We start from the raw sequence: 14677 nt of genomic DNA, 5'->3' as shown, positions 1-14677 counted from the left end.
ACTATTGTGCCTGCGGTCCATCTGCCGGGTATTCGAACCGGAGGTGGCTCTCGCCTGGGGAGCCGCTGGTGGCGCCGGAGCCGGCGCCACCGCTCGCGCGGGCTAGGCCAGTTTGACCTCGGCGCCCAGCTGCATCAACGACTGCTTCGCGTCTCCGAACAGCATAGACGTCTTTGGCGCCACGAAGAGATCGTTTTCGACGCCGGAGAAGCCGGCGCCCTTGCCGCGCTTCAGCACGATGACGCTGGTCGCCTCGGAGACGTTCAGGATCGGCATGCCGTAGATCGGCGAGCTCTTGTTGGTGCGCGCCGCCGGATTGACGACGTCGTTGGCGCCGACGACGAGCGCGACGTCGGTGCCGGCGAAGCGCTCGTTGATGTCCTCCATGTCGATCAGCTTGTCGTAGGAGATGCCCGCCTCGGCCAGCAGGACGTTCATGTGCCCCGGCATGCGGCCGGCGACCGGATGGATGGCGAAGCGGACGTCGACGCCGCGCTTCTCCAGCAGATCCACCAGCTCGCGCGCCTGGTGCTGCGCCTGCGCCACGGCGAGGCCGTAGCCCGGCACGATGATGACGCGGTTGGCGAAGGCGAGGCGGAGCGCCGCGTCGTCGACCTGGATCGCCGTCATATCGCCGGAGGCTCCGGAAGCCGCGGCCTCGTCGGGACCGCCCGCCGAACCGAAGGCGCCGAACAGCACGTTGGCGAAGGAGCGGTTCATCGCCTTGCTCATGGCGACCGAGAGGATGAAGCCGCTGGCGCCGTCCAGCGCGCCGACGACGATCAGTACGTTGTTGTCGAGGGCGAAGCCCGTCGCTACCGCGGCAAGGCCGGCATAGGCATTGAGCAGCGAGACCACCACCGGCATGTCGGCGCCGCCGATCGGCATGACGATCAATATACCGACGATGAGGCCGATCGCGCAGATCGCAGCGAAGACCCAGACGTCATACGGGAACAGCACCACCCAGACCAAGCCGGCGACGCCGAGGGCGAAGAGGGCCAGGTTGAAGTAGTTCTGGAGGGGGAAGGTGATCGGCCGGCCGGGCAGCAGTTCCTGCAGCTTGCCGAAGGCCATCAGGCTTCCCGTCACCGTCAGCGCGCCGAGCAGCACCTCGAAGCCGAGCGCCGTCATGACGCCGCGGGTCAGGCTTTGCTCGTGATAGAGATGCGCGTATTCGCCGATGCCGACGAGGGTCGCGGCCAGCGCGCCGAAAGCGTGGCTGAAGGCGATGCGCTGCGGCATGGCCGTCATCGGCACCCACATGCCGAGCGGGTAGCCGATCAGCGCGCCGACGGCGGCGCCGATCAGGATCCACTCATAGGTGACGATGCGGGCATGGAGCAGCGTCGCCGCGACGGCGATCAGCATGCCGAAGGCGGCAAGCTGCATGCCGCGCCGCGCCGTATCCGGACGGCTCAGCGAGCGCAGCGCGAAGATGAAGAGGACCGAGGCCAGCAGGTAGGAAAGCTGGATGACGATGTCGATCAATGGACCCTAGCGCTCGCGCGCTCCTCCTGCTTGGCGGCCTTGGCCTTGTCGAACATGGCGAGCATGCGATCCGTGATCAGGAAGCCGCCGACGACGTTGGCCATGGCGCAGCCGACGGCGATGGTGCCGAGCACGGTGCTGAGCACGCTCTGGTTGGCGCCGGCGAGCACGATCGAGGCGACGAGCGAGATGCCGGAAATGGCGTTGGTGGCGGCCATCAGCGGCGTGTGCAGCAGCGGCGGCACGCGGGTGATGGCCTGGAAGCCGACAAAGCCGGCGAGGACGAAGACGAAGAGCTGAATGACGGCCGTGGACGTCATGATGATCCTCCGGAGAGACGGCCTACCGTCGGCGACGGCGGCGCAAGGGAAGGCATTCCCCCGCGATGGTTCGCGGTGGCTGCTCCGGGCGACGGCGCCCGGTGCGGAATGAAAGGAAGCGGCGCTAGACGATGGGGCGCCGAGCCGCGTCAGCTCGCGAGCGCGTTGGCGAAGGCCGGGTGCACGATCTGCCCTCCCCGCGTCAGGTTGGTGCTCTTGATCAGATCGTCGTCCCAGTTGACGGCGAGATCCGCCGTGCGCTGGTCGACCAGCGTCGAGACGAACGAGTAGAGGTTTCGCGCATAGAGGTTCGACGCGGTGGCCGCGACCTTCAGCACGCTGGAATTGCCGAGGATCTTCACGCCGTTGGCGGTGGTGACCACCTCGCCGGCCTTCGCTCCCTCGACATTGCCGCCGCGTTCGACGGCGAGATCGACGATCACCGATCCGGCACGCATCGGCTCGATCATCGCCGAGGTGATCAGGATCGGCGCTGTACGGCCCGGGATCAGCGCGGTGGTGATGACGATGTCCTGACGGCGGAGATGCTCGCTGACGAGCTCCGCCTGCTTGGCCTGGTAGGCCTTCGACATCTCCTTGGCGTAACCGCCAGCGGCCTCGGCCTTCTTGAACTCGTCGTCCTCGACGGCGATGAACTTGGCGCCGAGCGACTCGACCTGCTCGCGCGCCGCCGGACGAACATCCGTCGCCGTCACGACGGCACCGAGACGGCGCGCGGTGGCGATCGCCTGCAGGCCGGCGACGCCGGCGCCCATGACGAAGATCTGGGCGGCGGGAACGGTGCCGGCCGCGGTCATCATCATCGGCAGCGAACGGGTATAGGCGGACGAGGCGTCGATCACGGCGCGGTAGCCGGCCAGATTGGCCTGGCTCGACAGCACGTCCATGCTCTGCGCCCGGGTGATGCGCGGCATCAGCTCCATGGCGAAGGCGGAGACGCCGGCGCTCGCCATGACGTCGAGCGAGTCGGCCGGGCGATGCGGATCCATCGTGGCGATGACGATCGCGCCCGGCTTGCAGGCGCGGATGACGTCGGCCGAGGGCCGGTTGACCGACAGCACGATGTCGGCATGGCGAACCGTCGTGGCGGCGTCGGGCGCGACACGGGCACCGGCACGCTCGAACTCCTGATCGGAGAAGCCCGCGCCGTGTCCGGCGCCGCCCTGTACCAGGACCTTCCCGCCCAGCGTCTCGTATTTCTTCACCGTCTCCGGGGTGGCTGCCACCCGCGTGTCGGTCATCGTATCGGACAGAACCGCAATATGCATGGCCTCGTCTCCTGAACTGGCAAGACGGCAGAGCCGACAGCGTGCCCCCACGGTCATTTGCCCTGACATCGAGCCCACACTGCGCCCGACGCGATTCATAATCAACCTATTTATAGTAAGATAGAAACTATTGATGCCGAAATTATTCGCCGCCTCAGGGCGCAACCCAGGGGCGAGTCACGCGCAAAAAAAAGAGGCATCGCCAGGCGATGCCTCTTCCCCTCCTCGAGCCGCTGCGGGTCGGCGGCCGTCAGGCCTTCGCGATCGGCTCGCTATTGCACCAGTCATAGATGCTGAGCGCCATCACCTTGATCGAGGTAAGGTAATCGTCGATCGAGACATATTCGTCATTGGCATGCATGACCGCCGTCGAGCCCGGTCCGAAGATCACGGTCGGCGTGTGGCCATATTCGTTCAGGAAGCGGGTATCCGCGGCGCCCTGGCGGCCGCTGATCACCGGCGTCTTGCCCGTCACCTCGGTATAGGTTCGGCACACCGTCTCGACGATGCCGTGGTCGCGCGGGATCTCGGACGCCTGCGCGTCATAGCCGACGAAGCGGACGACCGGCGGATGGTCCTTCATCCAGGGATCGTTCTTCGCCATCTCGGCGATCTTGTCGACGAGGCTCTGCTTGACGCCTTCATGGTCCTCGCCCGGCACGGTGCCAATGCTGCCCTTGAGCACGGCGCTGGCCGGGAAGGCGCTCGGATAGTTACCGGCCTGGAACGAGCCGATGATGCAAGGCAGCGAGTCGAGCGCGCTCGGATAGAGCGGATGCTTGACCGTCGCGACGCGGTGATCCTCCAGCTCCTGCACGGCCTTGACGACCTTGTTGCCGAGCTCGATGGCGCTGATGCCCATATAGCGCTGCTGGATGCCGGCCGGCTTGCCCTGCACGTCGATCTGGAACCAGATGCGACCGATGCAGGCAGGCTGGACGGCGAGATCGCTGGTCTCGCCCGAGATGCCGGCGTCGGCGGTGTAGCCGCGGATGACGGTATCGAGCGTGCCGTGGCCCGACACCTCCTCGTCGATGACGACGTTGATGTAGACGTCGCCCTTCAGATCGATGCCGGCTTCCTTCAGATACTGGACCGCCAGGATGTGGCTGGCGACGCCGCTCTTCATGTCGCAGGAGCCGCGGCCATAGATGCGGCCATCCTTGATGGCGGCCGACCACGGATCATCGCTCCAGCCCTCGCCATTGCCGACAGGGATGACGTCGGTATGGCCGTTCAGGAGCAGCGAGCGGCCGCCGCCCGTGCCCTTGCGGGTGGCGACGATGTTCGGCCGGCCCTCATAGCCGCGATCGACCGGACGGTAGCCCGGATGCTTCTTCAGCTCTTCCCAGTCCGTCTCCCACATGTCGACGTCGAGGCCGATGCCGGTCATGTAGCCGGAGACGAACTCCTGGATCGCGGCCTCGTCGCCGGTGACGCTCGGAATGGCGACCATGTCCTGCAGGAAGCGGATCGCCGGGTCGCGGTTGGCGTCGATCGCGTCGATGATTTTCTGGCGGTTGGGATCGGTCATGAGACGTTCCGGATTGCTTCTGGATGGTGTTTCGGCGGCGAGAGGCCGCGCCGCCTCCCCTCCGGAGACGGCGCGGGCCAAAGCTCGGAGGCTCAGAGCGTCTTCAGACGCGGGATGATCTCGCGGGCGATCGTCTCGATCTGGTCCGTCTGGTACTTGTAGGGGACGAAAATGATCTTCTGGACGCCGGCGTCGATATGAGCGCGGAGCTGCTCGACGCACTCGTCGACCGAGCCCATGATGGCGCTTTCGCGGGTGCAGTCGCTGTGCTCGGGGAAGTCCCATTCCTTGTTGAGCCAGTCCATCATGTCGTCATGCACCGCCTCCTTGGACGGGCCGACCATGATCGGGAGCTGCGAGGCGTTCATGACCTTCGACGGGTCCTTGCCGGCTTCCTTGGCGAAGCCGAGCACCTTGTCCCACGACTTCTTGAAGTCCTCGGCGCGGTAGAAATAGGTCAGCCAGCCGTCGCCGGTGGATCCCGCGCGCTTCAGCGCCGCATCGGCATAGCCGCCGATCAGGATCGGCAGCTGCGGCTGCGCGGGCTTGGGATACATCACCGCCTTCGACAGCTTGTAGTTCAGCTGCACGCCCGTGGCTTCGTCCTCGATCTTGTAGTCGCCGGTCACCAGGTCTTCGGTCCACAGGCGGCGCATGATCTCGAGGTTCTGGTCCATGATCTTGCCGCGCTTGCCGAACGGCAGGCTCATGGCGTCGAACTCGCGCTTGTACCAGCCGGCGGCCATGCCCATGACCATGCGGCCGTTCGACAGCTGGTCCATCGACGAGAGCTGCTTGGCGAGCGCGACCGGGTTGCGCAGCGGCAGGACGAGGATGCCGGTGCCCATCTTGATGCGGGTCGTGCGGGCGGCGATGCCGGTCAGAGCGGTCAGCGAGTCGATGATCGGGAAGTTCGGGTCGACGCCGAGCAGCATGTGGTCCCAGACCCACACCGAGTCGTAGCCGAGTTCCTCGACGCGGACGCCATAGTCAACCAGAGCGCGGGCATCGGGCATGTTCGGATACGCGACGAAGTTGCGCGCGGCGATGCCGAACGTCTTGGACAGCATAGTCATTGAATTCCTCCCAATGAAAACTCAGATGAACATCCGCTCGGGGTCGATCGACCGGAGCGTTTCCAGTTCATGTTCGGTTGGCGGCTCGGTGATCGCGATCTGCTCGTCGAAGACGAGGTCGAAGCCGGTGTTGTCCTGCACATTCTCGCGGCTGACGCCGGGATTGAGCGCCAGCACCTTCATCCGGCGCGTCTGATCGTCGAAGCCGAAGACGGCGAGCTCGGTGATGACGCGGAACATGCCGCCGGCCGGCAGTCCGCCCTCGGCGCGGCTGGTGCCGCCGCGGAGGAAGCCGGGGCTAGTGATGAAGTCGACCTTCTCGACGAAGCGGCGCTTCTCGTGCTTCATCGCCACGATCATGTTGGTGAGGCTCGAGATGTCGTTGCCGCCGCCGGTACCCGGCAGGCGCGTCTTCGGCGCTGAGGGATCGCCGATGAAGGACGAATTCAGATTGCCGAACTGGTCGATCTGGGCGCCGCCCATGAAGCCGATGTCGACATAGCCGCGCTGCAGCAGCAGCAGCACGTCGGCGCTGCCGAGCACCATGTTGGCGCGCTTGGTGCAACGCTGGTCGTTGGTCGAGGGCGGCAGCTTGCCGGGCTCGACGAAGGCGCCGACGACACCGCCCTCGAACAGGATGGTGAGCCCCGGGCAGCGCAGGCGCTGCGCCAGCGTCGCGGCCAGCAGCGGCGTGCCGACGCCGGCGAAGACCACCTGCCCGTCCTTCAACTGCCGGGCGCTGAGAATGGCGAGGATTTCGGCGGCGGTGTAGCGCGTCGTGTCAGTCATTGTAGATGCTCCGCCCCTTCCGGCTCGCGTCCAGAACTTCCTCCATGCCGATCAGGGCGAGGTATTCGTTCCAGGATTTCGGCGCGTAGAAGTAACGCTCGAGGTAGTCGCGCATGCCCTCGACCGGGTCGGAATTGACCTGACCGACATAGGCTTCCATGTGCTTCAGCATCGGCTCATAGAGGCCGAAGCATTCGTGCGGCGCGGAGCCATAGGGAACCTCGACGACGGCGTCGACGCAGAAGAACGGGATCTTGGTCTGGTCGGGCGCGCGGCGGATCTGGTCGTTGGAGACGATGCGCTCCGTCGTCAGGATCACGCGGTTGGCGGCGAGCGCCAGATCGATGTCCATGAACTGCAGGCCGTCGATCTGCGCGTTGCCATAGGCGTCGCAACGCTGGACGTGGATCAACGCCACGTCGGGATTGAGCGCTGGCACCAGCAGCAGCTTCTCGCCGGTGAAGGGGCAATCGATCGGCTTCGCCTCGGGGCGCTGATCCATGACGCCGGAACCGAGCATCGAGCGGATCGGCAGGAACGGCACGCCCATGCCGCCGGCGCGGAAACGCATGCCGACCGCCATGTGGCTCCATTCCTCGTAGCGGGCGAGGCCCTGCTCGACATGGCGCCGCATGACCTTGGACAGGCCCCAGAGAATCCCCTGCGCGAACCAGCTGGTGATGATGTGGTCGGAGACACCGGAGCCGAACAGGATGTCGCCATCCGTCGAGGTTATGGCCCGCGAGCAGGACAGGTTCCTGCGACGCTGGCGCACCAGCTCCCAGATCATCGCCATCGGCGTGCGCGACATGGTGGAGCCGCCGATGCCGACCTTCATGCCGTCCTGCACGAAGGAGGCGGCCTCCTCCAAGGTCATGACCTTCTCGCGCAGACTGCGGTCGCGCTGGGACAGATTCTCCCTGAGCCTCTGATAGGGCTCTACCTGGGCGTTCAGCACACGCTCCTCCTTAGGCTGGCGGCCAGTGCCGCTTCTGCTAGTTCAGGCCGACTTCGGCGTTGAATTCGGTGATGAGCCGGTCCCAGGCGGGCACGGACGCGGCGATGTCCTTCCAGAAGGACTGCTCCCGGCGGCTGTCGAAATCCTCGACGGTGACGCCCTGCTGCTCGACCCAGGTGTAGTAGCCGAGGTTGAAGACGCGCCGCCGTCCCGGCTGGCCGAGTTCGAGGACGTTCTCGTCGGAGAGCTCGGCGAGGCAGGATGCGAAGATCCCGCCCGCATCCGCCGCCGAAAAGCCGGCGGGATAGAACTTGCGCTCGGCGCCGCCGAGTTCGGTGCCGTAGAGCCGCGCGCTGTCGGTGGCGATCGTCATGACGACGTCGTCGGGGCCGTAGTCCATGTAGCGCGCGAGCTTGATCGAGGCGGCGATGTTGGCGAGGCCGGAGATGCCGATCTCGACGAAGGCAGCGACGAGATCGGCGTCGAGATCCGGGCGCGCGGCCAGATAGGCCCGGCCCGCGTCGGTGTTGAACAGAAGGTTGAGCTTGTCGCTGACCCGGTCGGAGACGGCGATGACGAAATCCGAGTTCATCACGTTGTGGATCAGCGGGATGTGCTTGTCGCCGATGCCCTGGATGTTGTGCTCGCCATAGCCGTTCTCCAGCATGGTCGGGCATTCGAGCGCCTCGACGGCGGCGATCCGGGTGCCGAACACTTCCTTCAGATGGTCGCCGGCCGCGATGGTGCCGGCCGAGCCGGTCGCAGAGACGAAGGCGGAAAGTCGCGCGCCGCCGCGCTTCGCCTGAACTTCGGCGAACACCCGCTCGCAAGCCATGCCGGTGCAGGCGTAATGCGCCATGTAGTTGGAGAAGGCCGAGAACTGGTTGAGGATGACGTTGTCGTCGCTCGCCGCCAGTTCGTGGCACTTGTCGTAGATTTCCTTGACGTTGCTCTCGGTTCCCGGCGTGCGGATGATGTGCGCGGGGTCGGCGACCCAGCGCTCCAGCCAGTCATAGCGCTCGCGGCTCATGCCCTCCGGCAGCACGGCGATGCCATCGCAGCCGAGGATGCGCGAGACCGCGACGCCGCCCCGGCAATAATTGCCGGTCGACGGCCAGACGGCGCGATTGCGGTCGGGGTCGAACTGCCCCGTCACGAGGCGCGTCACCAGCCCGGCATAGACCGGCAGCACCTTGTGCGCGCCGATCATCGGGAAGCGCGAACCGAGGAGGACGACGATCGGCGCCGCGACGCCAGTCAGCGCCGACGGCAGAACGACATGCGCCGGCACGTCGACGCGGCCGCGCCGGTCGGGACCGTTGTACCAGTGCACGCGCCAGAGGTTTTCGGCGGCGGGCGCGTCGGGATCGACCTCGGCGAGGCGCGCCTCGATATCGGCGGGAATCGGTTCCTGGCCGGAAAGCTGGGCGAAGGTCGGCAGCACGATGCCCCGGCTGCGCGCCCGCTCGATGGCGGCGCGGCGCCCTTCCCCATCCACAATCTCTGGCCTGGCGACGAGACCCGCCACGACATCCGCCATTTCCGAAAGCTCCCCGTCCCCTGCTCACCGTCATTGCCGACGGTCAAAAGAGGCTATCATACTAATGTTAGTACTACTATCCCATGGCGTGAATATTCCACTGCGCCCGAGGCGCGGTGGAAGGGTCGCGTCTCAGCTGGCGTAGGCGGGCTGCGGGGCGTCCTGGGCCGGTTGGCAGGCGGCGAAGGACCGCTCCAGCAGGGTCGCCGGCGCATTGCTGTAAAGCGTGGTGCGCTGGCGCGGCAGGCGACCGGCGGCGCGGATGATCTCCTCCATCCGCTGCGGCGTCATCTCCTGACCGTGGCTGGCGCCGGCCGAGCGCGAGATGCTCTCGTCCATCAGCGTGCCGCCGAGGTCGTTGACGCCGGCGTTCAGGCAATGGCGCGCGCCCTCCGGCCCCAGCTTCACCCAGGAGGTCTGGATGTTGGTGATGTGGGGATGCAGCGCGAGACGGGCGACGGCGTGCATCAGCACGGTCTCGCGGAAGGTCGGGCCGGGGCGCGACTTGCCCTTCAGGTAGATCGGCGCCTCCATGTGGACGAAGGGCAGCGGCACGAATTCGGTGAAACCGCCCGTCTCGGCCTGCAAATCGCGGACCCGGATTAGGTGACGCGCCCAGTGCTCATAGCGCTCGATATGGCCGAACATGATCGTCGCGGTGGAGCGGAAGCCGAGGCCGTGCGCGGTGCGCATGACGTCGAGCCACTCGTCGGTTTTGACCTTGTCGGCGCAGAGCAGCGCCCGCACCTCGTCGTCGAGGATCTCCGCCGCTGTGCCCGGCAGCGTGTTGAGGCCGGCCTCCTTCAGCCGCTGCAGGAATTCGCCGACCGGGATGCCGAGCGTCTTGGCGCCCTGCGAGACTTCGAGCGGCGAGAAGGCGTGCATGTGCATGGCCGGCACGGCTGATTTCACCGTGGCGCAGAGATCGAGATATTTCTGGCCCGTATAGGACGGGTGGATGCCGCCCTGCATGCAGACCTCGGAGGCGCCACGCTCGGCCGCCTCGCGCACCCGCTGCGCCACTTCCGCCATCTCCAGATCATAGGGGCGGCCGCGCAGGTTCTCGCTCATCTTCCCCTTCGAGAAGGCGCAGAACTGGCACTTGTAGTAGCAGACATTGGTGTAGTTGATGTTGCGCGTGACGACATAGCTGACGATGTCGCCATTGACGCGACGGCGGAGATCGTCGGCCGCCTGGCAGACCGCCGTGAAGGCATCGCCGCGCGCCCGGAACAGCCGCACGATCTCGCTTTCCGACAACCTCTGCGCGGCCATCGCCTTGTCGAGGACGATCTCGAGCCCGACATCGATCCGCGCCGGCGCTCCACCGGTGAGCAGAGAAACGTCGCGGGCCGGCAGCGGATCGGCGCGGCCGGGGCACCAACTGTCGGCGCGCGGCCAGCCGTCGCCATCGACGAGATTGAACAGAGCGGTCCGGAGCGCCGGATCGACCCAGCGGTAAGGCTGTCGCGCGTGGGCCGGATAGATGGCAAGACGCTCGGTCAGCTCCTTGCCGGCCTCGGCGGTGGCGGCGGCGAGTTCGCGCACATGCGGCCACGGGGCTTCCGGATTGACGTGGTCCGGCGTCACCGGCGACACGCCGCCCCAATCGTTGATGCCGGCCGCGACCAGCTGTGGCAGCGCGCCCGGGCTCAGATTGGGCGGCGCCTGGATGTTCATCTCCGGCTCGAACAGCAGTCGCGCGATCGCAATGGTCCAGAGATGATCCTGCTCCGAAGGCGCCTCGACATCCGCCATCTTGGTATCGGCCTTGGGCCGGAAATTCTGGACGATGATCTCCTGGATATGGCCATGCGCGTCGTTCAGCTCGCGCAGCGCCAGCAGCGAGTCGATCCGCTCCTCGCGCGTCTCGCCGATGCCGATCAGGATGCCTGAGGTGAACGGCACGGCCCGCTCGCCGGCGCGGCGGATGGTGTCGAGGCGCGCGGCCGGCAGCTTGTCCGGCGAGCCGTAATGGGCCCCGCCCTTGGCGCAGAGCCGTTCCGACGTGCTCTCGACCATGATGCCCTGCGAGATCGAGACCTGACGCAGCGCGTCAAGATCGGCATCAGTCAGCAGGCCGGGATTGGCGTGCGGCAGCAGGCCGGTTTCCTTCAGCACCATGGCCGCGACCTCGACGAGATAGGAGATCGTCGTCTCGTGGCCGAGCGCCGCCAGTTCGTCGCGGGCCGCCTTGTAGCGGAGCTCGGGCTTGTCGCCCAGGGTGAACAGCGCCTCCTTGCAGCCCGCGCGCTTGCCAGCCTCAGCGATCGCAAGAACCTCCTCGCGGGTCAGGAAGGCGCGCTCGCCCTTCCGCGGCGGATGGGCGAAGGTGCAGTAGTGGCAGACGTCGCGGCAGAGCTGCGTCAGCGGAATGAAGACTTTTCGCGAATAGGAGACCTGGTCGCCATGGCCGAAGTCGCGCCGGGCCGAGGCGGCGCGAAGCAGCGGCGACAGGTCGTCCATATCGACGAGGCCGAGGGCCTCGGCGCGCGTCAGCCGGCGGTCATGGGCAAAATCGGCGAGAAGCGTCTGGATGCTCATGGCAAAACTGCCTCCTTGAAAGAACCGGCGACGGCGGGAACGGGGGTGCCGCGAAGCTGACGGATGAGGGCGCGCGTGCGCGGCGCGGCGGCGCTTCCGGTATCGAGGACGAGGTCGGCCGCGACGTCGACGTCGTGGCCGGCGCCCTCGAGCCGCAGGATCGCTGGCGTGATACCAAGCGCCTGCGCGGCGGCGACGTGGCGGGCAAAACTGTCGGGACCGAAGGTGGGCGGCATCAACAGTGGCGGCGCGATTGCCAGCATGTTGGTGCCGCCGTCGCGCGTCGCCGGGACGATGACGACCGGGCTGGTGCGCGTCGCGTCCAGCACGGCCTCGATCTCCTCGACGGTGACGAGCGGGATGTCGCCCGGCACCACGAGCGCGCCGGCCTTCTGGCGGGCGTCGAGCCAATGCATGCCGTGCAGCACGGCGGCGTTGAACGCCGGCTCCTGCGGATCGCCGATCACGGTCGCGCCGTGGCCAGCCGCGATCGCCGCGACCTCGGCATCGTCCGTCACGACCAGGATGCCGGCAAGCGTTTCGACTCGGCGGAGCGTATCGAGAACATCGCGCAGCATCGCCTTGGCGAGCCGCCCGCGCTCCGCGCTGTCGAGGACCGGCGCGAGGCGCGACTTCGCGGCTTCCAGCCGTTTGACGGGAACGAGCGCCCAGATCATGACGCCGCCACCACGGGCTGGCTGGCCTCAGCCAGGCGGTCCGCGAAGGCGAGCACCTGGGCTGCGAGATGTTCGCGGTCGGCGTCGCTCTTCATCAGCGTCGGCGTGACATGCACCGGCAGGCCGATCTCGTCGCGCTCGCCCGCGTCCACCGTGTCGATGACGAGGCCGTCGAGCACGCCGTCATAGTGCTGCGCGATGGCGCGCGAGGTCGCCGGCACGCCGAGCTCGGCCATGATCTTCGCCGTCGGGCCCTTCACCGCCGCCCCGCCGATGATTGGCGAAACGGCAATGACCGGAGCGCTCGCCTGCTGCAGCAGCGCGCGGATGCCCGGCGCCGAGAGGATCGGATCGATGCTGAGAAAGGGATTGGACGGGCAGATGACGATGGCGCGCAGCTCCGGATCGGAGAGCGCCGCAGTGACAGGCTCCGAAGGACGCGCCGTGGCAGCGCCCTCGAAGGCGATGCCGAAGACCTCCGGCGCGCAACGCCGCTCGACGAAATAGCGCTGGAACGGCAGCTGACCCTCGGAGGTGGCGAGCGTCGTGCGGATCGGATCGTCCGACATCGGCAGGATGGTGGCGTCAATGCCGTGCGCACGCGCCGCCCCCGCCATGAAATCCGTCAGCGAACGGCCGGCGCGCAGCTGATGCGTGCGCTCGACATGCAGGGCCAGATCGCGGTCGCCGAGCTGGAACCAGGTCTCGCCGCCGAGATGGGCGAGCGCCTGCATGAAGTTCCAGCTCTCGTCGGCGCGGCCCCAGCCGAGCTCCTTGTTGGCGATGCCGCCGAGCGTATAGAGGACAGTGTCGAGATCCGGCGAGATGGCGAGGCCGAGATGCTCGAAATCGTCGCCCGTATTGACGACGATGGTCAGATCCGAGCCAACCTGACGGGCGAGGCCCAGCGCCAGCTTGGCGCCGCCGACGCCGCCGCAGAGTGCGACGACGCGGCCCCTGCCCGATCCTGATGAAGACAAGCCACTCATCGGAACATATCCCTCTCGCGACTGCGGATCAGAGACTTGGCCGGCGTTTCCGGCGCCGGCGAACGGACGCCGCGGACCAGCACGGCGGGGATGCCCTCGTCGCCCTGCCCCATCAGCAGCGAGGCGGCGGAGGCCAGTTCGTCGGCCATGGCGATCTCGGTGACCTTCAGCTTGCGGCCGAACAGGTCGGTGCTGCCGACACGGTCGACCAGCGACGAGACGCCGGCCGCGCCGATCGCGACGCCGACGACGCCGTTGCGCCAGGGGCGGCCGAAGCTGTCGTTGATGACGACGCCGATTTTCGCGCCGAAGGCCGCGTCGAGCCGCTGCTTCAGCAGCGCCGCCGACCCGTCGGGATCGCGCGGCAGGAGCAGGACACGACTTCCCTTGTCGTGGCTGATGTTCGACTCGTCGATGCCGGAATTCGCCATGACGAAGCCGAGGCGATGCGCCGTGACGATGACATGCGGACCGACCTTGACGATCTCGTCCGCCTCCCGCAGCACCACTTCGACATGGCGCGGATCCTTGCCGACCTGGCCGGCCAATTCCCGCGCCTTGTCCGAGGGCTCGACGCCGTCGAGATCGACATAGAGACCGTCCGCCTTCGAGACGATCTTCTGGGCGACGACGAGGATGTCGCCGTCGACCAGTTCGAGATCGTTGTCGCGGAGCGTCCCGATCAGGATCTCCGCCAGATCGTCACCGGGCTCGACGAGCGGAACGCCCGCGAGCGGGTGCAGGGAAACGGACGCCGCGCGCATGGGATCAGGCCCGGACGGCGTCTTCGAGACCGGTGATGGCGATGCCGGCGCCCGGCACCTTGTAGGTGCGGTTGATCCAGATGAGCACGGAGGTCAGCGCCTCGGCCGCCGCCGAATTCGCGAGCACACCGCCGCCGACGCCGCGATTGGCGACCGCGCCGGCGAGCTCGATGACGGCGTTGCGCGCGTCCTTGTCGTCGCTGAACACCAGCACGTCGCAATCGATCTTGCCGCCGGCATGCAGCTTGGTGGCGCCGACATTGTGGAAGGCGGAGACGACGCGGACATTCTCGCCGAGGATCGCCTGGGCGATCTTCGCGGCCGAGCCGGCCTCCGGCAGCTGCACCGTCGAGACCTTGGGCGGCACCAGCGGCACGGCGGCGTCGACGACGATCTTGCCCTGCACGACGTCGCGGATCTCGTTCAGCGTGGCGTCATGGCTGGCGAAGGGCACGGCGAGGATGACGATATCGGCCGCGCGCGCGGCGCCGACATTGTCCTCGCCCTCGACGCCCTCACCCAGCTCGGGCGCCAGCGCCACGGCCTTGTCGCGCGAGCGCGAGCCGATCAGCACCCGATAGCCGGCGGCCGCCCAGCACTTGGCCAGCCCCGAACCGAGGTCGCCGGTTCCCCCAATGATGCCAATGACCGGCTTCGACGTATCGGACATGTGATCCCTGCCTGAAATGCTCGCGTTGAGGCTGCC

The 14677-nt window shown here is 67.2% G+C and carries 13 protein-coding genes; all 13 read right to left on the bottom strand.

Annotated features, from left to right (window positions below; all coding sequences use genetic code 11):
- Positions 1–102: 102 nt before the first annotated feature.
- The 13 genes from K32_RS08075 to npdG all read right to left on the bottom strand — a co-directional run bounded on the left by K32_RS08075 (position 103) and on the right by npdG (position 14641).
- Positions 103–1491, bottom strand: a complete 1389-nt coding sequence (locus tag K32_RS08075; protein WP_201403521.1) for an NAD(P)(+) transhydrogenase (Re/Si-specific) subunit beta — start codon at positions 1489–1491, stop codon at positions 103–105.
- The gene (locus tag K32_RS08070) at positions 1488–1811 is read right to left on the bottom strand and encodes an NAD(P) transhydrogenase subunit alpha (RefSeq protein WP_201403520.1); all 324 of its coding nucleotides are present in this window, start codon (positions 1809–1811) and stop codon (positions 1488–1490) included. Before K32_RS08070 ends, K32_RS08075 begins: the two co-directional genes overlap by 4 nt.
- Before the next feature lie 149 nt (positions 1812–1960).
- The gene (locus K32_RS08065) at positions 1961–3100 is read right to left on the bottom strand and encodes a Re/Si-specific NAD(P)(+) transhydrogenase subunit alpha (RefSeq protein WP_201403519.1); all 1140 of its coding nucleotides are present in this window, start codon (positions 3098–3100) and stop codon (positions 1961–1963) included.
- A gap of 250 nt (positions 3101–3350) precedes the next feature.
- Entirely contained in the window at positions 3351–4634 is a 1284-nt protein-coding gene (locus K32_RS08060; protein WP_201403518.1) for an ArgE/DapE family deacylase, read from the bottom strand.
- Between the two features lie 92 nt (positions 4635–4726).
- Positions 4727–5710: an LLM class flavin-dependent oxidoreductase gene (locus K32_RS08055; RefSeq protein ID WP_201403517.1), complete on the bottom strand. Its 984-nt coding sequence runs from the start codon at positions 5708–5710 to the stop codon at positions 4727–4729.
- 21 nt (positions 5711–5731) lie between these two features.
- Positions 5732–6499 (bottom strand): CoA-transferase subunit beta, encoded by a 768-nt coding sequence (locus K32_RS08050; RefSeq protein ID WP_201403516.1) that lies wholly within the window; start codon positions 6497–6499, stop codon positions 5732–5734.
- On the bottom strand, positions 6492–7457 hold the full coding sequence (locus K32_RS08045) for a CoA transferase subunit A (protein WP_201403515.1): 966 nt from the start codon (positions 7455–7457) through the stop codon (positions 6492–6494). The genes K32_RS08050 and K32_RS08045 overlap by 8 nt, the downstream gene beginning before the upstream one ends.
- 37 nt (positions 7458–7494) lie before the next feature.
- Entirely contained in the window at positions 7495–8997 is a 1503-nt protein-coding gene (locus K32_RS08040; RefSeq protein ID WP_201403514.1) for a pyridoxal-phosphate dependent enzyme, read from the bottom strand.
- Positions 8998–9129: 132 nt separating this feature from the next.
- Positions 9130–11541 (bottom strand): 5-amino-6-(D-ribitylamino)uracil--L-tyrosine 4-hydroxyphenyl transferase CofH, encoded by a 2412-nt coding sequence (gene cofH, locus K32_RS08035; RefSeq protein WP_201403513.1) that lies wholly within the window; start codon positions 11539–11541, stop codon positions 9130–9132.
- A complete protein-coding gene (gene cofC, locus K32_RS08030; RefSeq protein WP_201403512.1) occupies positions 11538–12218 on the bottom strand; it encodes a 2-phospho-L-lactate guanylyltransferase in 681 nt (226 codons plus the stop codon). The genes cofH and cofC overlap by 4 nt, the downstream gene beginning before the upstream one ends.
- Positions 12215–13207: a 2-phospho-L-lactate transferase gene (gene cofD, locus K32_RS08025; RefSeq protein ID WP_201403511.1), complete on the bottom strand. Its 993-nt coding sequence runs from the start codon at positions 13205–13207 to the stop codon at positions 12215–12217. The genes cofC and cofD overlap by 4 nt, the downstream gene beginning before the upstream one ends.
- On the bottom strand, positions 13204–13971 hold the full coding sequence (gene cofE, locus K32_RS08020) for a coenzyme F420-0:L-glutamate ligase (protein WP_201403510.1): 768 nt from the start codon (positions 13969–13971) through the stop codon (positions 13204–13206). Before cofE ends, cofD begins: the two co-directional genes overlap by 4 nt.
- A gap of 4 nt (positions 13972–13975) precedes the next feature.
- Entirely contained in the window at positions 13976–14641 is a 666-nt protein-coding gene (gene npdG / locus K32_RS08015; RefSeq protein WP_201403509.1) for an NADPH-dependent F420 reductase, read from the bottom strand.
- Between the last annotated feature and the right edge of the window lie 36 nt (positions 14642–14677).

It is taken from the genome of Kaistia sp. 32K (assembly GCF_016629525.1).
GTDB lineage: Bacteria > Pseudomonadota > Alphaproteobacteria > Rhizobiales > Kaistiaceae > Kaistia.
The sequence above is the reverse complement of the archived record's forward strand: the minus strand, read 5'-3'. Positions and strand labels throughout refer to the sequence as shown.